Here is a 23935-nt window from a genome sequence, read left to right as displayed (position 1 = left end):
GCTTTTAAATAGTCGACGGACATATCCACGACGCGATGAGTATCTTCGATACGATCCTGTCGTCGTTGCGTTCGCTGATCGGTGGCGGTGACCGGTCGGGCGCGTCGGGTGGCGGCTCCGACTCCGGCTCGTCGCGCTCGGAGGGGACCGTCTCCGTCGAACACGATCCCGACGCCGAGCCCGACCGCTCGGAGGCCGACCCCTCGACGGAGTCGGCGGTCAAAGGCGCCGCGGCCGAGACGGACGCGTCGGCGTCGACCGAGACCCTCGTCGACGAGGCCGAGGGCCGCGAGCCGGGCGAGGCCGTCGAGACGGCGGGCGAGGGCGAGGAAGCCGTCGAGACCGACCCCGACGTCGCGGACGTAGAGACCGAAGACGACGCCGCGGCGGCCGAGACGGACGCGTCGGCGTCGACCGAGACCCTCGTCGACGAGGAGACCGGCAAGGAGCCCGCCGAGACCGTCGCCGATCCGGAGGCGCCCGAAGAAGACGAGAGCGAGGAGTCGGCGGACGAGGACGGACCCGAGTCCGGCCCCGTCGAGACGCTCAAGGGGATCGGCCCGGCGTACGCCGAGCGCCTCGCGAGCGTCGGCATCGAGACGGTCGCGGACCTCGCCGACGCCGACGTCGACGAGATCACGGCGAACACCGACCTCTCGGAGACGCGCGTCACCACCTGGATCGAGCGCGCCCGTGAGCAGTCGTAGCGCCTCCCCCGATCGCGGCTCGAATGGCTGACCTGCGCTACCACGTCGACGGCGACCTCGTCCCCGCCGACGAGGCCACCGTGAGCGTCCGCGACCGCGGCTTTATGTACGGCGACGCGGTCTTCGAGACGCTCCGGGCCTACGGCGGCGAGGTGTTCCGCTGGGACGCCCACGCCGAGCGCCTCGCCCGATCGGCGGCGGCGATCGAACTCGACCACGGCCTCGATTCGGCGGACCTGAAGCGCCGAATCGACGAGACGCTCCGCGCCAACGACCTCGAAGACGCGTACGTCAAGCTCTCTGTCACCCGCGGCGTCCAGCCGGGGAAGCTCACCCCCTCGTCCGACGTCGACCCGACGGTCGTCGTCCAGGCGAAACCGCTCCCCCGCGGCGGCGTCGACGCCGAGCCGATCTGGGACGGGCCCGCGACGCTCCAGACGGTGAAGACCCGCCGCGTGCCCGACGCGGCGATCCCCTCGCGGGCGAAGACCCACAACTACCTGAACGGCGTCCTCGCGCGCCTGGAGCTCCGCGTTTCCGACGCGGACGAGGCCGTGATGCTCGACGCCGAGGGCCACCTCGCGGAGGGCGCGACGAGCAACCTCTTCTTCGTCGACGGCGACGCGCTCTGCACGCCGAGCCTCGACGGGCCCGTCCTCCCGGGAATCACCCGTGCGGAGGTCCTCGACGTCGCCGGCCAGGAGGGCATCCCGGTCAACGAGGGCTCCTTCACCCCCGAGGACCTCCGCGACGCCGAGGAGGCCTTCGTGACGAACACGACCTGGGAAGTCCGCCCCGTCGAGACCGTCGACGGCATCGACGTCGGCGGCGGCCCCGTCACGACGCTGTTCCAGCGCGTCTACGACGCCCGCATCGAACGCGAACACTACGGCGGCGAGCGGATCGGAGACGGCGCGGAGTCCGGTCCGGCCGACTGACTTCCCCTCTCTCCGCGCCGAATCGTCACACTTGAATCGCGCTGCTCCCGAGCGGAGGTATGGACGCGGACCGCCGGATCGCCGCCGCCGAGGACGTCGCGGCCGACGAGACGCTCGTGTTCACCGCGAAGCGAGGCTTCGAGTCGACCGAGGGGATCCTCACCCGACTCGCCGACGGGACGGTCGTCGCCTACACGAACTACTGCCCGCACTGGCGGGACGTCCGCCTCGACAAGGGCTCGGGCGCGACCGTCCGGAACGGCGAGCTCGTCTGCGGTAAGCACGGCGCGACCTTCCAGAAGGCCGACGGCCACTGCGACTTCGGCCCCTGCGAGGGCGCCGTCCTCGACACCTTCGAGGTCACCGTCGAGAACGGCGACGTCTACCTCACCGACGACGACTGGGACGCCGCGGAACCGGGACTCTCAGAGGAACGTGACCTCTCGTCCGGCGGCCGGATCGACTTCTGACGGCTGCTTGACGGAGCGTCTCGCAAATTGAGTTCGGCAAGACAGTAGCGGGAGGTAGATTTGAACCACGCGAATCTCGCTACGCTCGATTCTCTCGTCCAAATCTCCCGACGCTACCGTGCCGAACGAACGTGGTACTCGGCGACGGAGCGCCTCGTAGAGTGAGTTCGGCAAAACAGTAGCGGGAGGTAGATTTGAACTACCGATCTCCGGGTTATGAGCCCGGCGGAATCTCCTGGCTATCCCATCCCGCTACCGAAACGAAGCCGTGGGCTACGGTTAAGGGTTGTGTTTCGCTCGCAGTGTGGCAATTTCCCTCGCAGTAGATCCCGCTCACGACCGGGTCACACGCCAGGTGAGCAGGCTCTCGGCGACGTAGTTCAACACGACCGAGGCGCCGATCGCGATCGGGATCGGGATCAGCTGCCACAGGTCGAAGCCGAACACCGGAACCGTGACCGAGAGCTGTCGGAGCGCGCGGACGATCAGGAACTGGACGGCGAGGCCCCCGCTCCGGACGATGTTCGAGCGGACGAACCGGCTCAACGTCGGGACCGCGCCCGACTTCCCGAGTTCGGAGAACGTCCAGCGCTCGTTGATCGCGAACATCACGACGATCGCGACCTCCGCGCCGACGAGCTTCGCGTACTCGCCGAGCACGCCGAAGCTGACGATGAGCGCCGTCGTCGTCGCCATATCGAAGACGGCGCCGACCGCGCCGACCGAGACGAACTTCCCGAAGCGGACGCCCGAGAGCAGGGCGTCGGCCGAATCCCGGAGCATTCAGTCTGCCTCGCGGACCTCGGCGTCGGCGACGGCGAGGCGTTCGATCAGCGACTGTTCGTCGCGCTGGGAGTCCAGGAGTTCGTGGAGGCGGTCGTCGCCGAGCAGCCGGGCGCGGTGCCTGGCGGTCACGAGCGCGCGGGCCAGGCGGAACGTCGTCCCGACCGTCGAGACCGTCGAGCCGGGGCGGTCCTCCCAGCGGACGGGCACCTCGACGACGCGGTGCCCCAGCGCGCCCGCGACGGAGACGAGTTCGATGTCCCAGGCGAAGCCGGGCTCGTAGAGGTGCCTGCGGACGTCGCGCCACGCGTCGGCGCTGATCGCCTTCGCGCCGCACTGGTAGTCGTAGAGCGGCTCGTCGAGCATCCGACGCGCGAGCCACGCGAAGCCGTCGCCCAGGCGCCGCCGGGCGAACGTCTGGTGGGCGGCGACGTCGGCGTCGGGATGGCGGCGCGAACCGACCGCGAGGTCGGCCTTCCCGTCGGCGACGGCGTCGACGACATCGGCGAAGGAGGGCGCGGGCGTGCTCCCGTCGGCGTCGGCGAACGCGAGCGTGTCGACGTCGTCGGCGAGCGCCTCGAAGCCCGCGGTGATCGCGGTGCCCTTGCCGCGCCGGCGGTCGGCGGTCGCGACCTCGACGCGATCGGGGAGGGGCGCGAGCCGATCGCGGATGTCCGGCCGCGGCGCGTCGAGTTCGACGCGGACGACCGCGGGGTCGAGCCGATCGACGAGGGCGCCGAGGTAGCCGCTGAGACGCTCGGGATCCGGGCGGTAAGCGGGGACGACGATCCCGACGGCGCGAGTCATCACCCACAGGTATCGGCTTCTGTGTGAAAAACGAACCGCTACCGTCCCGCCCCCGTCCGGCGCCCCTCGACCGATCCGCGATTCGCCGGCCATCACAAAGCGTATGTTCCGGGCCCGCCCCCGTGGGATACGGAGAATGGAGTACGCCCTCGTCGCCCGCTGGCTCGTCCTCTATGCCGCCCTCTTCGCCCTCGGCCTCCCCCTCGCGGCGCGGCTGCTCCCCGACGCGCGCGGCCGGGGCGCCGGGCTGGCGATTCCGATCGCGCTCGTCGTCCTCAGCGTCCCCGCGTACTGGGTTGGCCACCTCGCGTGGGGGCCGCTCGCGCTCGCATCGGGCGTCCTCGCGCTCCTCGTCGCGAGCGCGCTCGCGGGGCTCGATCTCGGCGCCCTCCGCGAGCGCGAGGTCCGCCCGGCCGTCGACGTTGACCGCGACGCCGTCACCGACGCGGCGCTCGTTTTCCTCGTCGGCTTCCTCCTCGTGGTCGCGATCCGGTCGTTCGATCCGGCGGTCTACCCCGTCGGCGGCGAGAAGTTCCTCGACTTCGGCCTCCTGAAGACGCTCCGGCGCTCGCCCGTCCTCCCGCCGGAGGACTTCTGGTTCGCGAACGAGCCGGTGAAGTACTACTACGGCGGCCACCTGACGGCGACGCTTCTGGGGTGGCTCGCCGCGATGCCGCCGAGGTTCGCCTACAACCTCGCGCTCGCGGGCTTCTACGCGGCGCTTCTCTCGGCCGCCTTCGAGCTCGCGGGCGCTGTCGGCGCCGATCGGCTGCCGTCGCTGTCCGGCCTCTCCCCGCACCGCGCGCGCCGGATCGCGGGCGCGTGTGCGGTCTTCTTCGTCGGCGTCGCGAGCAACCTCGCCACCGCGGGTCGGTTCGCCCTGCTCGCGCTCCCCGAACCGCTCCGGCGCTCGGCCGCCGAACTGGTCGCGGCACAGAGCCAGTACACCGTCGATCGGATCCTCGCCGGCGCCGACTCCTTCTCGTACTGGAGCGCCTCGCGGATCATCCCGGGGACGATCAACGAGTTCCCCCTGTTCGCGTGGCTGAACGGCGACCTCCACGCGCACATGATCGGCACGCCGACGCTGCTCCTGGCCGCGGCCGTCGGCTACTCGTACTACCGGGCGCCAGAGTCGGCGCTGCTGCGGCGGCGCGCGCTCCTGTTCGCCGTGCTCCCGCCGATCGCGGCCTGGCAGGCCGTCCAGAACACCTGGAGCTTCCCGAGCGTCCTCGCGCTCGGGTGGCTCGCGGCGGTCTTCGCGCCCGCCGCCCCGACGACGTTGCTTCCGGCGGCGCTCGCGCGTCGGCTCGACACCGACGCGGACGTCGCTGCGGACGCCTCGGCTCCCGCGCGGCTCCGCGCCGAACTCCGCCGCGTCGGCGCGGCGACGCTGGCGGCGGCCGTCGCGGCCCTCGTCGCCGCCGTGCTGGCGTCGCCGTTCCTGCTCGGCGCCGCGACCGGCGCGGGCGGCCGCTCGATCGAGTTCCTCGGCCCAGCGATGCGGAGCGGCTTCGGCGGCCTCCTCATCGTCCACGGCGCGTTCGTCGTCGGCTTCGCCGCGTACCTCCTCGCGCGGGTGCGCATCGAGTGCGCCTGGGCGCTCGTCCTCGCGGTCGGTTGGGCCGCGTACATCGGCCACCGGATCGGCTTCGCGGCGCTCGCCGTGTCGGTGCCGATCCTCGTGCTCGCGTGGGTCGGCCTGCGCGCGTCGCGGTCGCTGGGCTACGAGGCCGTCCTCGTCGTCGCCGGCGCGGGACTCGTCACGCTCGTCGAACTGGTCTACGTGAAGGAACAGGCCGGACCGGGCCGGATGAACACCGTGTTCAAGACGTATATGCAGGTGTGGGTCTTCTGGGGCACGGCGATGGGCGTCGCCTTCCCCGGGCTCGTCCTGGGCACCTTCGACCGCGAACGGGCCGCGGGGAGTGACGCCGACCCCGACCACGACTCGCGGCTCCGGCGCGCCCCCGACTTCCCCTGGCGGCGCGTCGGTGCGGTCGGCCTCGCGGTCCTGCTCGTCGCCTCGACGAGCGTCTACGGCGTCATCGCGGTCGGCGCGCACTTTCAGTCCGCCCCCGCCGGCGGCGCGACGCTGGACGCGACGCAGTTCGTGGAGACCCAGCACCCCGGCTACGACCGGGCGATCGCGTGGGTCGACGACCTGGAGGGCCAGCCGACGATCCTCGAGGCCCCGGGGACGCGGTACTACCCCGGGGGATCGGACCAGCGCGAGCGCGTGATGTACTCCTGGCACGCGAACCCCGCGTCGAGCCTGACCGGCGTGCCGACCGTCGCCGGGTGGCAACACGAGGTGGGGTACCGCGGGAGAGAAGCCTACCGGGAGCGCGTCCGCGACGTCGACGCGATCTACACGGGGAACGCGACGGTCCGCGCGGAGTTACTCCGCGAGTACGAGGTGCAGTACATCTGGGTGAGCCCCAATGAACGCGCCCGCTACGGGTCGGTATCGTTCTCGGGGGCGGCGTTCGAGGTGGTCCACCGCTCGGGCGACGTGACGATCTACGGCGTCGACCACGCCGCGTTGCCGAGGGTCGCAGTCACATCGTCGCTCGAAGTGCCACCTGGAGCACCTGCGGGAGGAGCACGCTGATCCCGATCTGGGACCACATCGTGAACGTCGCGGGATAGACCCGCGTACTCCGTACTTGCTCTAGGCGCCGTGTGACGTCTTCCAGCTCGGATTCGTCGGTGACCGACGACGCGTTGATGTCGTAGGGGTTCTCGATGATGTCCCGCATCTCGTCTTCCAGTTCGCGGATCTTCGTCTCCTTTTCCTCGGACATTATCCGGTGGAGCGACAGCATCGAGTAGGCGATCGAGAGACACCCGACGAGCCACGCGACCGAGAAGAAGACCGCCGTGGAAACCCCCGGCTCCGGATACGGAACGGGTCCGATCTGCGAGAGGAGCCACGGGCCGTACTTGCTGAAGAAGTAGAGGAGCAGTCCCGCCGTAAAGAGGTAATACGACCGCTTCAGGAGCTCGCCGACCGATCCGAATCCGCCCATATTCCGCGGGTCGTAGAAGAACAGGCCGAGGCCAGCGGTCTCGATTCGTCGCGGCAACAGCACGTGGACGCTGAAGTATACGAGGCCGAACTCGACGACGATCGGCAGGTAGACGAACGGTTGCAGGAACAGATAGGAGGCGATCGCGACGACCACGCCCTCGTAGGCCGCGATCGTACCGAACCCCGTCGCGAGGAAGTTCGCGAAGTAGAGCCCCACGGCGATTCCGAACACGGCGAGTTCCACCCGGATCGGGACGGTCTCTTCGAACGCCGCCCGGTGCTCCGCACCGAGGCGATCGTCGATCCGCAGATCTCGCACCGTCCGTCTGTACTGTTCGGACATATACCGAATTCCGAACACGCCCAGGAGGAGCCCGAGCGGGATCGAGATCCACGAGGGCGAGACGAGGAGCGCGTGGGTCCCGCCGGTGAGGTGCTTGTAGACGTTCAACACCCCGGCGTCGAAGAGCACGAAGAACACGACGTAGAGGTACGGGGGATAGATGTCGCCCGGAAGCCACTCGGAGAGACGCTCGAAGCCGAGCCAGCGCGCGATCCTTTCGATCAGTAGCGGTTCGCGATTCTGTTCTGTCGGCTCGCTCATCGGCCGTAATAGTCGAAGAAATTACATAAAACCCGGGGACGGAGCACCCGGATCCGTGAACTACGCGCCGCGCTTCGAGATGACGTCGACCGCCTCGGCGTCGACCGCGACGACGTCCAGAAAGTGCGGGACGAACTCCCGCTTCTCGAAGGTCTCCCGTTCGTCTTCGGTACCGACGGTACACCACAGCTGCGGGCGGTCCGGACCGTGGTAGTCGCCCTGGCGGTCGATCGAGAAGCAGACGACCTCCTCGCCGTCGACCTCGATGGTCGCGCCGCGGTTGATGTCCGGGTCGCCGCGAATGATGACCTTCTTCATACCACGCCGTTGGCTCAGTCGGGGCTTAATCGCTTCGGAGACGGCTCGGCGCGGCTGGGCAGCCGTCGTCGCCCTGCCGCCGGACGGCCGCTCGCGGTCCCGCCTCCGAACCAAACGGGTTTTAACCGACGATGTCGAAACGCGCACAAGGTCGATATCTATGGAGATGCCACGCCGATTCAACACGTACTGCCCGAACTGCGACGGGCACCACGAGCACGAGGTCGAGAAGGTCCGGACGGGCCGCTCGACCGGAATGAAGTGGAACGCGCGGCAGACCCGCCGCGGCAAGGCGGTCATCGGGAACGCCGGGAAGTTCTCGAAGGTGCCCGGTGGCGACAAGCCGACGAAGAAGACCCACCTGAAGTACATCTGCTCGGACTGCGGCAAGGCCCATATGCGCGAGGGCTGGCGCGCGGGCCGACTCACGTTCCAGGAGTAACGATGGCAGGGAACTTCTACCGCGTGCAGTGTCCGGACTGCGACAACGAACAGGTCGTCTTCGGCAAGGCCTCGACGACCGTCAACTGCGCCGTCTGCGGGACGACGCTGGCGACGCCGACCGGCGGCGACGCCGACATCCACGGCGAGGTCGTCGAGACGGTCGAGCGCCGCTCGGCCGACGCCGAGGCCGAGGCATAAGGCTCCCTTCGGAGGCTCTCATATATGAAGTACAGCGGATGGCCCGAATCGGGTGACCTCGTCGTCGGCGAGGTCGACGAGATCACGGATTTCGGGGTCTTCGTCGACCTCGACGAGTACGAGGACAAGCGCGGCCTCTGTCACATCAGCGAGGTCGCGAGCGGCTGGATCAAGAACGTCCGCGACCACGTCCGCGAGGGACAGACGGTCGTCGCGAAGGTGCTCGAGGTCGACGAGGGCTCCCAGCAGATCGACCTCTCGATCAAGGACGTAAACGAGCACCAGCGCAAGGAGAAGATCCAGGACTGGAAGAACGAGCAGAAGGCCGACAACTGGATGGAGATCGCCTTCGGCGACGACGTCACCGACGAGCGCTACGGCGCCATCGCGAACGCGCTGCTCGTCGATTTCGAGTCCCTCTACGACGCCTTCGAGTCGGCGGCGATCCACGGCGCGGACGCGCTCGAAGACGTCGACCTCGACGACGAGGAGATCGAGGCGATCGTCGAGACCGCCCGCCAGAACGTCTCGGTCCCCTACGTGAACGTCACGGGCTACGTCGACCTCCGGTGTCCGACCGGCGACGGCGTCGACCGAATCAAGGAGGCGCTCCAGGCCGCAGAAGGCGAGGACGTCCCCGAGGAGATCGATCTGGAAGTCACCTACGTCGGCGCGCCGGAGTACCGGATCCGCGTGCAGGCGCCCGACTACAAGACCGCCGAGGACGCACTCGAAGCCGCGGCCGACCGCGCCGGCGACTCGATCGTCGCCGACGGCGGCACCGCGGAGTACCACCGCGAGCGGCGCGAAGACGACGAGTAGCCGGATGAAATCCGACATCCGGGTCTGTTCGGCGTGGCGCGACGCCCACGACCGCCCGGTGTATTCGCTCTCCGATACCTGCCCCGACTGCGGCGCGGCGACCGAAAACTCCGCGCCGGCCCCGTTCGACCCCGAAGACGCCTACGGCGAGTACCGACGCGCTCTTAAACGCCGCGGCCGCGAGTGAGGGTATGGACGACATCGAGGTCGAGACGGTCGCAGAGCCCGATCTGCGCGATCCGGTGCTGATCGAGGGGCTCCCGGGCGTCGGGCACGTCGGAAAGTTGGCCGCAGAGCACCTGCTGGAGGAGTTCGACTCCGAGGTCGTCGCCCGCGTGTTCTCCGACGAGTTCCCGCCGCAGGTCGCCGTCGACGACGACGGCGTCGCCGAACTCGCCTGCGCGGAGTTCCACGCCGTCGAGACGGCCGACCGCGACCTGTTGGTCCTGACCGGCGACCACCAGGCGCAGTCGCACTCGGGCCACTACCACCTCACCGACGCCTTCCTCGACGTCGCCGAGTCCCACGGCGTGAGCGAGATCTACGCCCTCGGCGGCGTCCCCACGGGCGAGCTCGTCGAGGAGCCGGACGTCCTCGGCGCCGTCAGCGACGCCGCCGACATCGAGGCGCTCGAAGACGCGGCCGTGGAGTTCCGCGAGGGCGAGCCCGCGGGCGGCATCGTCGGCGTGAGCGGCCTGCTCTTGGGCCTCGGCGAGCGCCGCGACTGCCGCGCGGCGTGTCTGATGGGCGAGACCAGCGGCTACCTCGTCGACCCCACGAGCGCGCAGGCGGTCCTCGAAGTCCTCGAAACCGTCGTCGGCTTCGAGGTCGGCTACGACTCCCTCGAAGAGCGCGCCGAGGAGATGAAGGAGGTCGCCGAAAAGATCCAGGAGATGCAGAACCAACAGCAGGGGATGCCGACCGACGACGACCTGCGGTACATCGGCTGAGTCTCTTTTTTCTCAGGCTTCGATGATGCCGTCGTCCTCGTCGTCGGGTACCGCCAGCCGCCCGTCGAACGAGGTCACGCCGCGCCCGCCGACTCTGACTTCCGTCTTCGCTTCGACGCGGATCCGCCCAGGCCGATCGAGAAAGTGACCCTGCTCGAAGACCATCTCGTCGGGGAAGTCGTCGAAGGCGCCGACCTCGCGGAGGTACGCGCCGCAGGCCCCGGCGGCGGTGCCGGTGACCGGGTCCTCGGGGATTCCGAGCGAGGGCGCGAACGCCCGGGCGTGGAGCGTCGAATCGCCCTCCAGCGCGTCGAAGGTGAACGCGTAGACGCCCGCCACGTCGTGTTCGTCGGTGAGCGTCTCGACCGCGTCGGGGTCGGGGTCGGCCCGGCTCAGATTCTCCAGGAAGTTCACCGGCACGATCAGGAACGGCAGGCCGGTGGAGGCGACCGCGACGGGCGCGTCGGCGCCGACGTCCCGGAGCGCGGCGGGGTCGATACCGAGCGCCGTCCCCAGGCGGTCGTAGTCGACCTCGACCCGCTCGACGCGCGGCCGATCCTGGCTCATCCAGACGGTGCCGTCGGCTTCGACCTCGACGTCGAGGACGCCGACGTTCGTCTCGACGGTCCGCTCGCCGGGCTCGACCTCGCCGGCCTCGTGGAGGTGCGCGTAGGTGGCGATCGTCGCGTGGCCGCAGAGGTCGACCTCCTGGCTCGGCGAGAAGTACCGCAGCCGGCGGTCGGCAGTCGTCGAGGGGCGGAGGAAGGCCGTCTCGCTGACGGCGAGCTCGCGGGCGATCGCCCGCATCTGTTCCTCGGAGAGGTCGCCGGCCGCCGGCACGACCCCGGCGGCGTTGCCGGCGAGCGGCTCGTCGGCGAAGGCGTCGACCAGGAGCGCGCGACGGGTGTCCATACCCGCTCCAGGGCGCGCCGGATGAAAAGTCCTGGCTGACCGGCTGCTGGACGAGACGAACAGATTAAGGAGCCCACCGGACCCTTACCCGAACGGTGACCCTATATGGGCGACCTGCCCGATCAGTTCAACTGCACGATCACTAACTGGGAGTACATCTACGGGCTCTGCCGCGACGTCGCAGATCAGGTGAAGGCCGCGGACTTCGAACCGGACGTCGTCGTCGCGCTGGCCCGCGGCGGGTGGTTCGCGGGCCGGTGTATCTGTGACTTCCTCGGCCTCGACGACCTCACGAGCCTGAAGATGGAACACTACGTCGGCACCGCCCAGAAGTCCGACGAGCCCGAGGTCCGCTACCCGATGCCGGAGGGCAGCGTCGAGGGCAAGGACGTCCTCATCATCGACGACATCGCCGACACCGGCGGATCGATCGAGCGCGCCTACGAGTACGTGACCGACCGCGCCGCCGGCGAGGTGCGGACGGCGACGCTCCAGCTCCTCCAGACGAGCGCCTTCGAGCCCGACTTCGTCGGCGAACGATTGGAAGAGTGGACCTGGATCGTCTACCCCTGGAACTTCATCGAGGATATGATCGATCTGGTCTCGGGCGTGATGGAGAAAGCCGACGCCGAGACCTTCGAGGTCGAGGACATCCGCCACTACCTCTCCGAATATCACTCCGTCGACCGGATCGAGATGGAGATCGCCCAGCCCGGCCGGATGGACGAGGTGATGACCGAGATGGACCGCCGCGGCTACGTCGAGTCCGCCGACGGCGCGGCGTGGCGGCTCGTCGACGATTCCGGGGCGTAATCAGCCTCAGCTGCCGGCTCCGGCGCCGCCCGTCCCGCCGTCGGCCATCGATCGAAGCGCTTGAGTAGCGACTAGCTGTCCCTCCGTTGTGGTCTCTCTGGTCTCCGTCTTTGCGACCGCCATCCTCCCGATCGTCGCCGTCGGCGGCGTCGGCTACCTGCTCGGCCGAGTTCGGGACGTCGAGACCGACGGGATAAACACGCTCTTGGTCTACGTGCTCGTCCCGGCGCTCATCTTCCACAGCCTGGCGACGACGACGCTCGCGGAGTCGACGCTCGTGCGGATCACCGTCGCCATCCTGGCGTTTCACGCCCTCGCGATCGCCGTCGCCGAGCTGGCGGGCCGGGTCTTCGGCGCGTCCGAACGAGCACTGGGAGCCATCGTGCTGGTCGCGGCGTTCGGCAACACCGGCAACTACGGCATCCCCGTCTCGAACTTCGCGTTCGGCGCGACGGGCCGGGCGACGGCGGTCATCTTCCTCACCGTCCAGTCGGTCCTCATCTGGACCGTCGGCGTCTACATCGCCTCGCGCGGGAACGCCCAGAGCCGCCTGGACGGTCTCCGCCGGGTGTTCGGCGTGCCGCTCGTCTACGCCGTCGCGGCCGCGCTGCTCGCCCGTGCGATCGGCGTGGTGCCGCCGGCCGGCTCCTCCGCGATGTCGACGATCCAGCTCGCCGGCGACGCTTCGATTCCGGTGATGCTGCTGGTGCTCGGCATCCAACTCGCGCGGACGGACATCGGCTCGACGCTGTCGGCAGTCGGCGGCGTCGTCGTGCTGAAGATGCTCGTCGCTCCGCTGCTCGGGATCGGCATCGCGCTCGCGGTCGGCTTCTCCGAACCCGCGGTCGCGCGGACGTTCGTGCTCGAATCCGCGATGCCGTCGGCGGTGACGGCCGTTATCCTCGCCGCGGAGTTCGCCGATGGAGAGGTCGCGGGCGTCCCCGTCACGGAGTTCGTCTCGACGGCGATCTTCGCGACCACCCTCGTCTCGGTGGTCACGCTGACGGCGCTCATCGCCGTCCTGGAGAGCGGCGTCGTCGTGTGAGTTCCGCTCGTCGATTGGCTGTGACGCACGTGTGCGTGGCTGACAGTCGGCCCACGGACTCGTCCCCACGTCGACGGGCCGAACAATCGCTGCCCGACGCGGGGTCGTGTTCAGTACACACCCGCGCTGGTCCCGTCTTGGTACATAAATCTCCGCGAGCCCGAGCCCGAACGCCCGAGACCCACGGATTTTAGCGTCGGCGGCCGAACGGTCGTTTATGGCCATCGGATTCATCGGCGGCAGCGGCATCTACGACGCCCTGCCGCTGCGGAACACGCGCGAGGTCGACATCGACACGCCGTTCGGGAAGCCCTCGGCGCCGCTCACCGTCGGGGAGTTCGGCGACACCGGCCGCGAGGTCGCCTTCGTTCCGCGACACGGCGTCGACCACGAGTACTCGCCCACGACGCTGCCGTACCGCGCGAACATCTTCGCGCTGAAGAAGCTCGGCGTCACCCACGTCATCGCCTCGAACGCCGTCGGGAGTCTCCGCGAGGACCTCCCGCCGCAGACGCTCGTGCTCCCGGACCAGATCTACGACCGGACCAAGCACCGCGACCTGACGTTCTTCGACGAGGACGTCGTCGTCCACCAGCAGTTCGCCGAGCCCTACTGCGCGGAGTTGAACGACGTCCTCGCCGAGGCGGCCGACTCCGCGACCGACGCCGACGTCGTCCGCGGCGGCACCTACGTCTGCATCGAAGGGCCTCAATTCTCGACCCGCGCCGAGAGCGAGTTCTACCGCTCGCAGGGCTGGGACGTCATCGGGATGACGACGATCCCGGAGGCGAAGCTCGCCCGCGAGGCCGAACTGGCCTACGCGACGATCACGGGCGTCACCGACTACGACGTCTGGAAGGAAGACAGCGAGGTCTCCCTGGAGGAGGTGCTTGAGAACGCCGCCGCGAACGAGACCGCGATCAAAGAGACCGTCGAGGCCGCCATCCGGGCGCTCCCCGCGGACCACGAGTGCGACTGTCACTCGGCGCTCGCGGGCACCGTCAACACGCCCGACGATGCCATCCCTGCCTCGACGAAAGAGGCGTTGGAGCCGCTGCTCGGCGAGTACGTCGACTGAACTCGAAATCGAGGATCAGAGTCAGTCGTCGTCAGTCGTCGGCGCGAGCGCCTCGGCTTCGGCGTCGGCTTCGTTTTCGTCCGCGCCGTCGACGTCCGCGTCGCCCGTCTCGGCCTCCGTTTCGGTGGCTTCGTCGCCGTCGTCGAACTCCGCCCCGGGGTTTTGCACCCACAGGTCGCCGAAGAGGTCGTCCTGCTGGAGCCGGATCTGCCCCCGGTGGGAGAGGAACAGGAGCGCGAGGTACGTCGTCACCGGCGTCTCGGCGGCGCCTTTGATCTCGGCGAACAGCACCTCGTCGCGGCCGTTGTCGTAGTGGACCTCGACGGCCTCCCGCACCGCGGCGATCGAGGTCTCGATGTCCTCGGTGTGGGCCGTGTCGGTCACGTCGGCCGCGGTCGGCTCGTTCGTGTCCCGGAAGTCGTCGGCCGACCGGTAATCGAGCGTCTGGGTCCCGCGCTGGGCGCCCCGCGGCGAGTCGGAGGTGTCGTACTCGCGGCGGCGCTTCCACCACGACTCCCGCTCGGCCTCGCGGAGTTCGCGGACGAGCTCGTCCAGCGTCTCCGGCGACCCGCGGGCGTGTTTCCGGTCGAGCCGGCGGTCCATCTCGGCTTCGAGCGCGTCGACGGGGTCGAACCCCGGGGCGCCGTCGCCGTCGGCGCCGCCGGCGATCGGGCCGCTCCCGCCGCGTTCGAGGGCCTCCTCCCACGGCTCCAGTTCGGCTTCCTCCTCTTCGTCGGGTTCGAGCAGCGCGTCGCTCTTCATCCGCAGGAGCACCGCGGCGTAGAAGAGCGCCCGCCCCGACGTCCGCAGGTCGGTCTCGTCGAGCGCGTCGAGGAAGGCGTCCGTCGCCTCGACGAGGTCGACGTCCCAGGGGTCGATCTCGCCCTCCTCTGCGAGCTGGACGAGCAGTTCGACCGGCTCGACCTCGTCCTCGTCGACGTCCCCGCCCGAGGGGTCGCCCGGGCCGCCGGGGAAACGGTCGCCGTCGGCGTTCGCGTCGGGGTCGCCGCCGCTCCCCAGACCGCGCGCGAGGCCCTTCGTTCCCGGCGCGGAGCCGGCCGAGTCAGTCATCCGCGGGCACCTCCGGCTCCTCTTCGGCGCCCAGTTGGATGCCCGTCACGGCGCTGACGTTGTCGCCCTGCATCGTCACGCCGATGGCGCGCTCAGAGCGCTCCAGGAGGGCAGAGCGGTGCGAGACGACGACGAACTGCGCGTCCGCCGAGAGGTCGTCGACCATCTCGCCGACGCGCTCGGCGTTGGCGGCGTCGAGGAACGCGTCGATCTCGTCGAGCGCGTAGAACGGCGCGGGGTTGTGCCGCTGGATCGCGAAGATGAACGCGAGCGCGGTCAGGGATTTCTCGCCGCCGGACATCGCGTTCAGCCGCTGGATCGGCTTGTCGCCGGGCTGGGCCTTCATCGTCAGCCCGCCCTCGAACGGGTCCTCGGGGTCTTCGAGGTGGAGTTCGCCCGTCCCGTCGGAGAGGCGCTCGAAGATCTCGGTGAAGTTCCCGTTGATCGCGTCGAAGGCGTTCATAAACGTCTCCTTCTTCTGGGCCTCGAAGCGCTCGATCCGCTCTTCGATCGCCTCGCGCTCCTCGACGAGGACGTCGCGGCGCTCCCGGAGGTCCTCCAGGTCGGCCTTCACGTCGTCGTACTCGTCGATCGCGAGCATATTCACCGGCTCCAGCGCCCCCATCTCCTCGGTGAGGCGCTCGATCTCGGCCTCGACCTCGTCGTGGTCCGGGATCGCCTCGGGGTCGTAGTCGCCGACCTCGCTTTCGAGCTCGTCGATCTCCCAGGCCAGCCGCTCGGCGGTGTCTTCCAGGGAATCGAGCTTCGACTCGATCCGTTCGACCTCGTCGCGCTTTGTGTCGCGCTCGCTCTTCGCCTCGCGCAGCGTCTCCTTGAGGTCCGAGCGCTCCGCCTTCAGGTCTTCGAGCTCCGATTCCAGCTCCTCGACGGCCGCGCGCTTCTCGTCGAGTTTCTCCTCGCGGGCCTCGATCTCGCCCTCCTTCTCGCGGATGGCGTCGCGGGCGTCGGCCTTCCGCTCTTGGGCCGTCTCGATCGTCTCTTCGAGGTCGTCGATGGCGTCCTCGGCGTACTCCTTCTCCAGTTCGAGCTCGTTGAGCCGACCGTCGAGGTCGTCCATCCGATCTTCCTTCTCTGCGATCTCCGCGCGGATCTCGTCGGCCTCGCTCGTGAGCTCGGGGATCTTCGAGTCGGCGAGCTCCTGCTCCAGGTCGTCGATTTCCCCGTTGACCTCCGCGATCTCGCCTTCAAGTTCGTCGATCTCGGCGTCGATCTCCCGCATCTCCGCGTCGACGTCGGCCCGCTCCTCGCGGAGCTCCTCGGCCTCGGCTTCGAGGTCGTCGATCCGGTCTTCGGCCTCGGCGACGTCGGCCTCGGCGTCTTCGATGTCGGATTCGACCTCTCGGACGCGCTCTCGGGCGTCGGCCGCGCGGCCGCGGGCGTCCTCGATGTCCTCGTCGAGTTCGCGGATCTCCGCCTGGAGCTCCCGGCGCTCGTCTTCGAGGTCTTCGATCTCCTCGGCGAGGCGTTCGAGCCGGCCGCTGCCGGACTTCGAGAACGAGTATCGGGAGCCGCCGCCGGAGCCGCCGGTCATCGCGCCAGAGCGCTCGACGAGGTCGCCGTCGAGCGTCACCATCCGGTAGTCGCCCATCAGGTCCCTCGCCGTCCCCATGTCCTCGACGACGAGCGTCGAGCCCAGCACGTACGAGAAGACGCCCTCGTACTCGGCGTCGTAGTCGACGAGGTTGCGCGCGAAGTCGACGACGCCGGGGTGGCTCGGCAGCGACGGGAGGCCGCGGTCGTCCATCTCCGTGATGGGGAGGAACGTCGCGCGGCCGGCGTTCCTGGACTTGAGGTAGTCGATCCCGTCGGAGCCGACGCCGTCGTCGTCGACGACGACGTGCGCGAGGCGGCCGCCGGCGGCGGTCTCACAGGCGGTCGCGTACTCGCCGTCGACGGCGCCGAGCTGGCCGACGGTGCCGTGGACGCCGCTCATTCCGGCGTTGAGGATCGTCGTGACCGCCCGCGGCCAGGAGTCGTCGCCGTCGTCGCCGGCGCGGGCTTCGAGGGTCGCGTACTCGGACTGCTTGGACTGGATCTCCTCGACGACCTCGTTGAGGTCGCTCTTCAACTCCGATTTCTCCTCTTGGAGGTCGTCGACGATCCCCTCGATCTTCGCCTCGTTCGTCTCGGCTTTGTCCAGCTCCGAGCGGAGGTCCGAGACCTCGGCCTTCAGATCGGGGAGCTTCTCTCGGAGCTCTTGGGCCTCGGCTTCGAGTTCGTCGATCTCGCTTGCCCGCCGCCTGGTCTCGTCCAGCAGGCGGTCCTTCTCGCGCTGTTTGTCGTTGCGCTCGGTCTTGAGCTCCTCTAAGCGCTCCTTCTTCGATTCGAGGTCGGCCTTCAGTTCGTCGAACTCGGTGTCGACGTTCTCGATTTCGGCCTGCACCTCCGCGAGGTCGGTCTCCAGCGAGCCGATGTCGGACTTCACCGAGGCCTTCTCGACCTTCGCCGATCGGATCTCCTCGTCGAGCTCGTCGATCTGCTCCTGCTTGCGGTCGAGCTGGACGAAGGCGTTCCGGCGGTCGCTCTCGGCGTCGTCGATCCGCTCTTCGGCGGCCTCGATCTCGTTTTCCAACCGGGAGATTTCGCCTTTGATCTCCTCGATCTCGGACTTGATCCGGAGCTGTTCGTCCTCGCCCTTCCGTTCGATCTCCCGCGTGAGCTCGTCGAGTTCGTCCTCCAAGCGCGTGACGCGCCCCTGGCGTTTGTCGAGCTCCTCGCGGTGGGACTGGAGCTTCGCTTCCGTTGCTTCGACCTTCGTCTCGGTCGATTCGAGGTCCGCGCGCTTGTCTTCCAGTTCTGCGGCCTTCTTGTAGCCCTCGTACTCCTCGCGCTCGTCCCGGAGGGACTGGTATTCGAGGGCGGTCTCGCGCTCGTCCGCCAGCTGTTCGAGCCGGTCTTCCTTCTCTTCGATCCGGAGGTCGGCCTCCTCGATGCGGTCTTCGACCGCCTCAAGTTCCTCGAAGGCGTCTTCCTTCTTCGCGTCGAACTCCGCGACGCCCGCGATCTCGTCGATGATCCCCCGACGCTGGTGGGGCGTCATGTTGATGATCTCGGTCACGTCGCCCTGCATCACGACGTTGTAGCCCTCGGGGGTGATGCCGGCCTGCGCCAGGAGGTCCTGGATGTCCGAGAGGTTGCAGGCGCGGCCGTTGAGGTAGTAGTAGGAGTAGTAGTTCTCTTCGGTCTCCTTGACGCGCCGCCTGACCTCGATCTCGGAGACGTCGCCGACGTCCTCGCTGCCGGCGGCGTTCACGACCTGCGAGCGGTCGAGCGTGCCGTCGCCGTTGTCGAGGACGACCGTGACCGTCGCCTCGTTCGGGCCGGTCGGGGCCGCGTCACCGTCGCTGCCGTCGGCGTGGCCGGGGTTGTAGATGAGGTCTGTGAGCTTCTCGGCGCGGATACCGCGGGTCCGCGCGAGCCCCAGCGCGAACAGCACGCCGTCGATGATGTTCGACTTCCCGGAGCCGTTCGGCCCCGTGACGACCGTGAAGTCCTCGTAGAACGGAATCTCGGTGGTCCGCCCGAAGCTCTTGAAACCGTCGAGGACGAGCTTTTTGATGTGCATGGATGTGCTCGTGGCGGGCGGAGCGCCCGATTACGCGACGATGATGTCGTCGTCTTCGGTCGCCGCCTCGTCCTCACTCTCGGCGTCGTCGGCCTTATCCCCGTCGCCCGCGGCGTCGGTCCGCCCCTCGGGGCCGACCTCGCTCGGGATCTGCTCGTCCGCGTCGGCGTCGATGAAGTCGGCGTCGTCGGCGGTCTGCGCGGAGGTCTCCCGCCGCGACTCGGCCTGCGCGGGCGACTCGGAGAGCGGCCCCCCCGCCGGCTCCTCGTCGGCCGTCTCCTGGGCGGCCTCCGCTGTCGCGGTCGCATCGGCAGTCGACTCGACGGCGTCGGCGCCCTGCTCGACCCCCTGTTGCGGCTCGTGACCGACCGGGCGGCTCCCGGCCGCGAGGTCGACCTCGATCTCCTCTTCGAGGAGCCGCACCCGCTCTTTCGTCTCGACGAGCTCTTCTGTCAGTCCGTTGACGGCGGCCTGTAGCTCGGCGACCTTCGACTCCAGTTCCTCCACGCGGTTGCTCATAGGGTAGATAGCCCGTCTCCGGCCACATAAACGTACGTCAGACACCTACCCGGAAAATGATAGTTCTCGTGAATGTGTGAGGGCGGACCACGGACCGTTCCGCCGACCACCTCCCGGCGCTACCGGAGGTGCCGATCGAGGAAGCCCGCGGTCCACTCCAGGACGAACGCCCGCTGGGTCTCGTAGAGGTCGTGGCCGGCGTCCGCGGCGACGACGCAGTCCGCGGGCGCGTCGCGGGCCTCCAGGAGGTCGTAGAACAGCTCCGAGCACATCGGGGGGACGACGTCGTCGTCCTCGCCGTGGAGGAGCAGGACCGGCGGCTGGCGCCGGTCGTCAGTCGCGCCGTCCGCGCCGAGGTACGTCGACGGCGACGCCCGCTTCCAGGCCTCGGGCTCGGCCTCGCGGTCCCCGCCGAGGAGCGCGACGAGGGCGTCGGTCTCGGGCTGGTGTTCGAGCGCGTACGTGCCCGCGACGCCGACGACGGCCGCCAGCGCGTCGCTCGCGGCCGCGGCGCCCTCGCGCGTCGACTCCGCGAACGCCGTCGCCCGCGGCGCCAGTTCGTCGTCGCCGGCGGAAAGCGCCGCGAGCACCGCGAGGTGCGCTCCGGCGCCGTGGCCGAACGCCCCGATCCGGGCCGGATCGATCCCCATATCGCCGCCGCGCGCACGGAGCCACTTGACTGCGGCCTTCAGGTCCCGCACCTGCGCTGGGAAGGTCGCCGCGTCGCTCCCGCGGTACTCCGGGACGGCGCAGACGTACCCTCGCTCGGCCAGGTCGAGCGCGTAGCGGGCCCACTGGCCGCGGTCCGGCGATCGCCAGTCCCGGCCCGGCACCAACACGACGGCGGCGCGGCGGGCGGCGGCCGGATCGGTTCCCGCGGGGGATCCGCGCGGCCGACCCGGGCGGTAGAGGTCGAGGCGCAGCGTCGTCCCCTCGGGCGCCGCGAACGGCACCCCGCGGTCGACGTCGATCGGCGTCGCGTCGCCGAGGCCGGAGGTCATCGCTCCTGCCGTCTCCGCGCGGCGCGGAATAGGTTTCGCTTTGCTATCCCGGTCCCGTTAGCCTTTAGCCGCGCTACGTCGAACCGGCCGGTAATGACCGCGAAGGCGCTCTCCCAGCGGGATCTCGCCACCGTCATCGGGCTGGAGGTCCACGTCCAGCTCGAGACCGACACGAAGATCTTCTGCGGGTGCTCGACCGAACCGGCCGACGACGAGGAGCCGAACAGCCGGACCTGTCCCGTCTGTCTGGGCCTGCCCGGCGCCCTGCCCGTCCTGAACGAGGGGGCCGTCGAGGCCGCCGTCAAGGTCGGCAAGGCCCTCGACGCCGACGTCGCCGAGCACACCCGCTTCCACCGGAAGAACTACTACTACCCCGACCTCCCCAAGAACTTCCAGATCACGCAGTACGACGCGCCGATCTGCGCCGACGGGACCCTTGAGATCTCCGTCGAGGGCGAGCGCCGCGAGATCGGCATCCAGCGCGCCCACCTCGAAGAGGACCCCGGGAGCCTCCAGCACAAGGGCGGCAGCATCGACACCGCCGACTACACGCTCGTCGACTACAACCGCGCCGGCACCCCGCTGATGGAGATCGTCACGAAGCCGGACTTCCGCAGCCCCCAGGAGACCCGCGCGTTCCTCGCCAAACTGGAGGAGGTCCTCGAATACCTCGGCGTCTTCGACTCCACGCGCGACGGTTCGCTCCGGGTCGACGCCAACATCTCGCTCGTGCCCGCCGAGGAGGTCGACGACGACGGATCCATCGCCGTCGAGTCGCTCGAGGCCGCGAACCGGACCGAGGTGAAGAACATCTCCAGCCACAAGGGCGCAGAACAGGCGCTCGCCTACGAGGTGACGCGACAGAAGAACGCCGTCCAGCGCGGCCGCGCGGTCGAACAGGAGACGCGCCACTGGGACGAGTCGCGGGGGATCACCGTCTCGATGCGCTCGAAGGAAGAAGAAAAGGACTACCGCTACTTCCGCGAGGCCGACCTCCCGCCATTGGAAGTCTCCGACTGGAAGGAGAAGATCGCGATCCCGGAACTCCCCGACGCCCGCCGCGAGCGCTTCCGCGAGGAGTACGGCCTCGATCAGGAGTCGGCCGCGAAGCTCACCTCGACCAAGGAGGTCGCGGACTTCTTCGAGGACGTCGCCGAGCAGTTCGATCCGGACTTGGCGGCGACGTGGGTCGCGGACAACCTCCTCGGGGAACTGAACTACCGCGATATGTCGATCACCGACGTCGACCACCGCCTCGGGGAGTTCACGCGCCTCGTCGAACTCGTCGCCGAGGAGGAGATCACGACCAAGAACGCCGAGGAGATCGTCCTCCGGCGGATGCTCGACGACGGCGACGACCCGGACGCGATCATCGAGGCCGAGGACCTCGGCACCGCCGACGACGACGAGGTCGCCGTCGCCGTCGCGGAGGCGATCGAGGAGAACCCCGACGCCGTCGAGGACTACCACGCCGGCGAGGGCGGCGCGATCAACTTCCTCGTCGGGCAGGTGATGCAGAAGACCGGCGGCAGCGCCGACCCCGGCGACGTGAACCAGCTGCTCCGCGACGAACTCGACGAGTAAAGCGTCGAGCGTCGGGTGTCCGCCGCGAACGTCCCGTCTCGTCCTGTCTCGTCTCGTTTCTCGTCCTCGGCGCCGCCTTTTCTTCGTCGGACCTCCCCTGCGAGACGGTCCCACGTCGCCTTCTATCTTTTCTCGTTATATTGGAATTGCTGCACAATACTAATAGGGCGCGGGTCGAACGTCCACGCGTATGACCGAATCCACAATCGAACCCGACGAGACCGTCGACGCGCGAGGCGCCGCCTGCCCCGGCCCGCTGATGGACCTCATCGGCGCCATCCGCGGCGCCGACTCGGGGACCGTGATCCGGCTGTTGAGCGACAACGACCAGTCGCTCACCGACGTCCCCGAGTGGGCCGACGAGTCCGGAAACGAGGTGCTCGCGACCGAAGAGATCGACGACTACTACGAGATCTACGTCGAGAAGGCGTGATCGACGATGACTGAACACATCGCCATCGTCGGCGGCGGGACCGGCGGGACCGTCCTCGCGAACGACCTCGCCGACCGGCTCGGCGCCGAACTCGACGCGGGCGACGTCCGGGTCACGCTGATCAACGACGATCCGGACCACGTCTACAAGCCGGTCTGGCTTTACGTCCCGTTCGGCCAGCGCGAGCCGGCGGACGGGCGACGACGCCTCGCCGAGCTGGTTAACGACGCCGTCGATCTCCGGATCGACCGCGTGACTAGTATTGACACTGACGCACAAGAAATTGAGTACCGCGAGGGCGGGAGCGAAGCGTACGACTATCTCGTCCTCGCGACGGGGTCGACGCTCGCGCCCGCGGAGATTCCCGGCCTCCCCGAGGGCGGGCACGACTACTACAGCGAGTCGGGGGCGACGGCGCTCCGCGAGGAACTGCTGTCGTTCACCGAGGGCCGGCTCGTCCTGAGCGTGATCGGCACGCCGCATATGTGTCCGGCCGCGCCGCTGGAGTTCGTGTTTATGGCCGACGACTGGTTCCGCGAGCGCGGGCTCCGCGAGGACGTCGAGATCACCTACACGTACCCGATCCAGCGCGTCCACGGCAACCCCCACATCGCGGAGTGGGCGCGGCCCCTGATGGACGAGCGCGGCATCGAGGTGGAGACGTTCTTCAACGCCGAGGAAGTCGACCCCGAGGCCGGGACAGTCACCTCGATGGAGGGCACCGAACTCGACTACGACCTCCTCGTGTCGATCCCGCCCCACCGCAGCGTCGACCTGATCGCCGACGCCGGCCTGGGCGATCGGGGCTGGGTCGACGTCGACAAGCACACGCTGGAGGCCGCGAACGCCGAGAACGTCTACGCGCTCGGCGACACCGCCGATACGGGCGTCCCCAACGCGGGGAGCGTCGCCCACTACCAGGCGGGCGTCGCCGGCCAGCGGCTCACCAGCGAGGTCCGCGGCCGGCCCGCGACGGCGACCTACGACGGCAAGACGCTCTGCTTCATCGAGACCGGGATGGACGCGGCCTCGTTCGTGGAGTTCGACTACGAGAATCCGCCGTCGCCCGCGCCGCCCTCCCAGAAGCTCCACTGGTCGAAGCTGGGGTACAACGAGGCGTACTGGCTCACCGCACGGGGGTTGTTGTAGATGTCCGACGCCGAACCCGACGACGCCGGCGAGGACGCGCCCCTCGCCGACCACGCCGACCTCGAATCGGCCATCGAGGAGAATCCCGAGGCCGTCGCCGCGTTCGTCCGGCGGCTGGACGCCGTCAACGAACTGCTCGACGTCCTCGCACTCGGTGGGAACGCCCTCTCCGACGAGATGGCGCGCGAACTCGCTTCCACGGGCGCGACGCTCGCGGAGTCCGCGGACGGCCTCGCGACCGACGAGACGGTGGCGCTGGCCGAGACCGTCGGCGAGAACGGCGACGACCTCCGCGAGGCGCTGGAGGCGGTGCTCGAACTCCAACGAAGCGGTGCCTTAGACGACCTGGTCGAGATCGCGTCCGTGATCTCGCTCCTGTCGAGCGCGCTGGACGACGAGATGGTCCGCTCGCTCTCGGGAACCGGGGCGGCCCTTGGCGAGGTCGCACAGACTGCCGGCGACGACGACGTGCGGAACGGCCTGGAGACGATGCTGAGCGGCGTCGGCGAGGCCGAGCGCGCGGAGCCCGAACGCGTCGGCGCCGTCGGCCTGCTGAAGGCGACCCGCGACCCCGAGGTCCAGTACGGGCTCGGGTACCTCCTCTCGCTGGCGGGCGCCGTCGGTCGGGCGCAGGCGGATGAGACGACCGGCTCGCGGTGAGAGCCACCA

25 protein-coding genes and 1 tRNA gene are annotated in these 23935 nt (G+C 69.1%); 16 read left to right on the top strand and 10 right to left on the bottom strand.

Annotation, left to right across the window (positions count from 1 at the left end; translation table 11 throughout):
• Window positions 1-35: 35 nt before the first annotated feature.
• From ACQUQ0_RS10940 to ACQUQ0_RS10930, 3 genes are read left to right on the top strand one after another with little or no spacing between them, the layout of a single operon-like run.
• Entirely contained in the window at window positions 36-707 is a 672-nt protein-coding gene (locus ACQUQ0_RS10940) for a helix-hairpin-helix domain-containing protein (RefSeq protein WP_435185049.1), read from the top strand.
• 23 nt (window positions 708-730) lie between these two features.
• Window positions 731-1645 carry an aminotransferase class IV gene (locus tag ACQUQ0_RS10935; RefSeq protein WP_435185048.1) on the top strand — a complete coding sequence of 305 codons (915 nt, stop codon included), beginning with the start codon at window positions 731-733 and terminating at the stop codon, window positions 1643-1645.
• Window positions 1646-1704: 59 nt separating this feature from the next.
• Complete coding sequence (locus tag ACQUQ0_RS10930; protein ID WP_435185047.1) at window positions 1705-2115, top strand: Rieske (2Fe-2S) protein; 411 nt, start codon at window positions 1705-1707, stop codon at window positions 2113-2115.
• Window positions 2116-2294: 179 nt separating this feature from the next.
• Here the strand turns inward: ACQUQ0_RS10930 and ACQUQ0_RS10925 are convergent.
• The 3 genes from ACQUQ0_RS10925 to ACQUQ0_RS10915 form a co-directional block, all read right to left on the bottom strand.
• Window positions 2295-2369: transfer RNA gene (locus ACQUQ0_RS10925), tRNA-Met, on the bottom strand.
• A gap of 79 nt (window positions 2370-2448) precedes the next feature.
• The gene (locus tag ACQUQ0_RS10920) at window positions 2449-2898 is read right to left on the bottom strand and encodes a GtrA family protein (protein ID WP_435185046.1); all 450 of its coding nucleotides are present in this window, start codon (window positions 2896-2898) and stop codon (window positions 2449-2451) included.
• On the bottom strand, window positions 2899-3705 hold the full coding sequence (locus tag ACQUQ0_RS10915) for a glycosyltransferase (protein WP_435185045.1): 807 nt from the start codon (window positions 3703-3705) through the stop codon (window positions 2899-2901).
• 136 nt (window positions 3706-3841) lie between these two features.
• Between ACQUQ0_RS10915 and ACQUQ0_RS10910 the strand changes: the two genes are divergently transcribed.
• Entirely contained in the window at window positions 3842-6319 is a 2478-nt protein-coding gene (locus ACQUQ0_RS10910; RefSeq protein ID WP_435185044.1) for a DUF2298 domain-containing protein, read from the top strand.
• On the opposite strand, the gene ACQUQ0_RS10905 is transcribed toward ACQUQ0_RS10910, so the two are convergent.
• Window positions 6267-7343, bottom strand: a complete 1077-nt coding sequence (locus ACQUQ0_RS10905) for a hypothetical protein (protein ID WP_435185043.1) — start codon at window positions 7341-7343, stop codon at window positions 6267-6269. The genes ACQUQ0_RS10910 and ACQUQ0_RS10905 overlap by 53 nt on opposite strands.
• Before the next feature lie 60 nt (window positions 7344-7403).
• Complete coding sequence (locus ACQUQ0_RS10900; RefSeq protein WP_435185042.1) at window positions 7404-7661, bottom strand: HAH_0734 family protein; 258 nt, start codon at window positions 7659-7661, stop codon at window positions 7404-7406.
• A 160-nt stretch (window positions 7662-7821) separates the two neighbouring features.
• Here ACQUQ0_RS10900 and ACQUQ0_RS10895 point away from each other — a divergent pair, with 160 nt between their 5' ends.
• The 5 genes from ACQUQ0_RS10895 to ACQUQ0_RS10875 are packed head-to-tail and all read left to right on the top strand — an operon-like array spanning window position 7822 to window position 10075.
• On the top strand, window positions 7822-8103 hold the full coding sequence (locus tag ACQUQ0_RS10895; RefSeq protein WP_103992813.1) for a 50S ribosomal protein L44e: 282 nt from the start codon (window positions 7822-7824) through the stop codon (window positions 8101-8103).
• A 2-nt stretch (window positions 8104-8105) separates the two neighbouring features.
• Window positions 8106-8303 carry a 30S ribosomal protein S27e gene (locus tag ACQUQ0_RS10890; RefSeq protein WP_372387502.1) on the top strand — a complete coding sequence of 66 codons (198 nt, stop codon included), beginning with the start codon at window positions 8106-8108 and terminating at the stop codon, window positions 8301-8303.
• 24 nt (window positions 8304-8327) lie between these two features.
• Complete coding sequence (locus ACQUQ0_RS10885; protein ID WP_435185041.1) at window positions 8328-9125, top strand: translation initiation factor IF-2 subunit alpha; 798 nt, start codon at window positions 8328-8330, stop codon at window positions 9123-9125.
• Window positions 9126-9129: 4 nt separating this feature from the next.
• Window positions 9130-9312: an RNA-protein complex protein Nop10 gene (locus ACQUQ0_RS10880; protein WP_435185040.1), complete on the top strand. Its 183-nt coding sequence runs from the start codon at window positions 9130-9132 to the stop codon at window positions 9310-9312.
• Between the two features lie 4 nt (window positions 9313-9316).
• Window positions 9317-10075 carry a proteasome assembly chaperone family protein gene (locus ACQUQ0_RS10875; protein WP_435185039.1) on the top strand — a complete coding sequence of 253 codons (759 nt, stop codon included), beginning with the start codon at window positions 9317-9319 and terminating at the stop codon, window positions 10073-10075.
• Between the two features lie 12 nt (window positions 10076-10087).
• Here ACQUQ0_RS10875 and ACQUQ0_RS10870 read toward each other — a convergent pair whose 3' ends face one another.
• Window positions 10088-10987, bottom strand: coding sequence for a PhzF family phenazine biosynthesis protein (locus ACQUQ0_RS10870; RefSeq protein WP_435185038.1), 900 nt, complete (start codon window positions 10985-10987; stop codon window positions 10088-10090).
• A gap of 105 nt (window positions 10988-11092) precedes the next feature.
• On the opposite strand from ACQUQ0_RS10870, the gene ACQUQ0_RS10865 reads away from it, so the two are divergent.
• The 3 genes from ACQUQ0_RS10865 to mtnP all read left to right on the top strand — a co-directional run bounded on the left by ACQUQ0_RS10865 (window position 11093) and on the right by mtnP (window position 13923).
• Window positions 11093-11800, top strand: a complete 708-nt coding sequence (locus ACQUQ0_RS10865; protein WP_372387511.1) for a phosphoribosyltransferase — start codon at window positions 11093-11095, stop codon at window positions 11798-11800.
• Window positions 11801-11888: 88 nt separating this feature from the next.
• Entirely contained in the window at window positions 11889-12845 is a 957-nt protein-coding gene (locus ACQUQ0_RS10860) for an AEC family transporter (RefSeq protein WP_435185037.1), read from the top strand.
• A 217-nt stretch (window positions 12846-13062) separates the two neighbouring features.
• On the top strand, window positions 13063-13923 hold the full coding sequence (mtnP, locus tag ACQUQ0_RS10855; RefSeq protein ID WP_435185036.1) for an S-methyl-5'-thioadenosine phosphorylase: 861 nt from the start codon (window positions 13063-13065) through the stop codon (window positions 13921-13923).
• Between the two features lie 21 nt (window positions 13924-13944).
• Here mtnP and ACQUQ0_RS10850 read toward each other — a convergent pair whose 3' ends face one another.
• From ACQUQ0_RS10850 to ACQUQ0_RS10835, 4 genes are all read right to left on the bottom strand, one after another.
• Window positions 13945-14994 carry a segregation/condensation protein A gene (locus ACQUQ0_RS10850; protein WP_435185035.1) on the bottom strand — a complete coding sequence of 350 codons (1050 nt, stop codon included), beginning with the start codon at window positions 14992-14994 and terminating at the stop codon, window positions 13945-13947.
• A complete protein-coding gene (gene smc, locus ACQUQ0_RS10845; protein ID WP_435185034.1) occupies window positions 14987-18580 on the bottom strand; it encodes a chromosome segregation protein SMC in 3594 nt (1197 codons plus the stop codon). The genes ACQUQ0_RS10850 and smc overlap by 8 nt, the downstream gene beginning before the upstream one ends.
• 30 nt (window positions 18581-18610) lie before the next feature.
• Window positions 18611-19099: a DUF7518 family protein gene (locus ACQUQ0_RS10840; RefSeq protein WP_435185033.1), complete on the bottom strand. Its 489-nt coding sequence runs from the start codon at window positions 19097-19099 to the stop codon at window positions 18611-18613.
• A gap of 119 nt (window positions 19100-19218) precedes the next feature.
• On the bottom strand, window positions 19219-20100 hold the full coding sequence (locus ACQUQ0_RS10835; protein WP_435185032.1) for a prolyl oligopeptidase family serine peptidase: 882 nt from the start codon (window positions 20098-20100) through the stop codon (window positions 19219-19221).
• Between the two features lie 93 nt (window positions 20101-20193).
• On the opposite strand from ACQUQ0_RS10835, the gene gatB reads away from it, so the two are divergent.
• From gatB to ACQUQ0_RS10815, 4 genes are all read left to right on the top strand, one after another.
• Window positions 20194-21684, top strand: a complete 1491-nt coding sequence (gatB, locus tag ACQUQ0_RS10830; protein WP_435185031.1) for an Asp-tRNA(Asn)/Glu-tRNA(Gln) amidotransferase subunit GatB — start codon at window positions 20194-20196, stop codon at window positions 21682-21684.
• Between the two features lie 190 nt (window positions 21685-21874).
• On the top strand, window positions 21875-22117 hold the full coding sequence (locus ACQUQ0_RS10825; RefSeq protein WP_435185030.1) for a sulfurtransferase TusA family protein: 243 nt from the start codon (window positions 21875-21877) through the stop codon (window positions 22115-22117).
• A gap of 6 nt (window positions 22118-22123) precedes the next feature.
• Window positions 22124-23266 carry an NAD(P)/FAD-dependent oxidoreductase gene (locus ACQUQ0_RS10820; RefSeq protein ID WP_435185029.1) on the top strand — a complete coding sequence of 381 codons (1143 nt, stop codon included), beginning with the start codon at window positions 22124-22126 and terminating at the stop codon, window positions 23264-23266.
• Window positions 23267-23926, top strand: a complete 660-nt coding sequence (locus tag ACQUQ0_RS10815) for a DUF1641 domain-containing protein (RefSeq protein ID WP_435185028.1) — start codon at window positions 23267-23269, stop codon at window positions 23924-23926.
• Window positions 23927-23935 lie beyond the last annotated feature (9 nt).

Origin of the sequence: Halobellus sp. EA9, assembly GCF_051195055.1 — an archaeon.
Taxonomy (GTDB): domain Archaea; phylum Halobacteriota; class Halobacteria; order Halobacteriales; family Haloferacaceae; genus Haloquadratum; species Haloquadratum rubicundus.
This window is presented reverse-complemented; position numbering and strand designations above follow the sequence as displayed.

Coding starts and splice junctions, on each gene's coding strand:
- ACQUQ0_RS10940 (WP_435185049.1), top strand. CDS start 36: ATGAGTATCTTCGATACGATCCTGTCGTCGTTGCGTTCGCTGATCGGT.
- ACQUQ0_RS10935 (WP_435185048.1), top strand. CDS start 731: ATGGCTGACCTGCGCTACCACGTCGACGGCGACCTCGTCCCCGCCGAC.
- ACQUQ0_RS10930 (WP_435185047.1), top strand. CDS start 1,705: ATGGACGCGGACCGCCGGATCGCCGCCGCCGAGGACGTCGCGGCCGAC.
- ACQUQ0_RS10920 (WP_435185046.1), bottom strand. CDS start 2,898: ATGCTCCGGGATTCGGCCGACGCCCTGCTCTCGGGCGTCCGCTTCGGG.
- ACQUQ0_RS10915 (WP_435185045.1), bottom strand. CDS start 3,705: ATGACTCGCGCCGTCGGGATCGTCGTCCCCGCTTACCGCCCGGATCCC.
- ACQUQ0_RS10910 (WP_435185044.1), top strand. CDS start 3,842: ATGGAGTACGCCCTCGTCGCCCGCTGGCTCGTCCTCTATGCCGCCCTC.
- ACQUQ0_RS10905 (WP_435185043.1), bottom strand. CDS start 7,343: ATGAGCGAGCCGACAGAACAGAATCGCGAACCGCTACTGATCGAAAGG.
- ACQUQ0_RS10900 (WP_435185042.1), bottom strand. CDS start 7,661: ATGAAGAAGGTCATCATTCGCGGCGACCCGGACATCAACCGCGGCGCG.
- ACQUQ0_RS10895 (WP_103992813.1), top strand. CDS start 7,822: ATGGAGATGCCACGCCGATTCAACACGTACTGCCCGAACTGCGACGGG.
- ACQUQ0_RS10890 (WP_372387502.1), top strand. CDS start 8,106: ATGGCAGGGAACTTCTACCGCGTGCAGTGTCCGGACTGCGACAACGAA.
- ACQUQ0_RS10885 (WP_435185041.1), top strand. CDS start 8,328: ATGAAGTACAGCGGATGGCCCGAATCGGGTGACCTCGTCGTCGGCGAG.
- ACQUQ0_RS10880 (WP_435185040.1), top strand. CDS start 9,130: ATGAAATCCGACATCCGGGTCTGTTCGGCGTGGCGCGACGCCCACGAC.
- ACQUQ0_RS10875 (WP_435185039.1), top strand. CDS start 9,317: ATGGACGACATCGAGGTCGAGACGGTCGCAGAGCCCGATCTGCGCGAT.
- ACQUQ0_RS10870 (WP_435185038.1), bottom strand. CDS start 10,987: ATGGACACCCGTCGCGCGCTCCTGGTCGACGCCTTCGCCGACGAGCCG.
- ACQUQ0_RS10865 (WP_372387511.1), top strand. CDS start 11,093: ATGGGCGACCTGCCCGATCAGTTCAACTGCACGATCACTAACTGGGAG.
- mtnP (WP_435185036.1), top strand. CDS start 13,063: ATGGCCATCGGATTCATCGGCGGCAGCGGCATCTACGACGCCCTGCCG.
- ACQUQ0_RS10850 (WP_435185035.1), bottom strand. CDS start 14,994: ATGACTGACTCGGCCGGCTCCGCGCCGGGAACGAAGGGCCTCGCGCGC.
- smc (WP_435185034.1), bottom strand. CDS start 18,580: ATGCACATCAAAAAGCTCGTCCTCGACGGTTTCAAGAGCTTCGGGCGG.
- ACQUQ0_RS10840 (WP_435185033.1), bottom strand. CDS start 19,099: ATGAGCAACCGCGTGGAGGAACTGGAGTCGAAGGTCGCCGAGCTACAG.
- ACQUQ0_RS10835 (WP_435185032.1), bottom strand. CDS start 20,100: ATGACCTCCGGCCTCGGCGACGCGACGCCGATCGACGTCGACCGCGGG.
- gatB (WP_435185031.1), top strand. CDS start 20,194: ATGACCGCGAAGGCGCTCTCCCAGCGGGATCTCGCCACCGTCATCGGG.
- ACQUQ0_RS10825 (WP_435185030.1), top strand. CDS start 21,875: ATGACCGAATCCACAATCGAACCCGACGAGACCGTCGACGCGCGAGGC.
- ACQUQ0_RS10820 (WP_435185029.1), top strand. CDS start 22,124: ATGACTGAACACATCGCCATCGTCGGCGGCGGGACCGGCGGGACCGTC.
- ACQUQ0_RS10815 (WP_435185028.1), top strand. CDS start 23,267: ATGTCCGACGCCGAACCCGACGACGCCGGCGAGGACGCGCCCCTCGCC.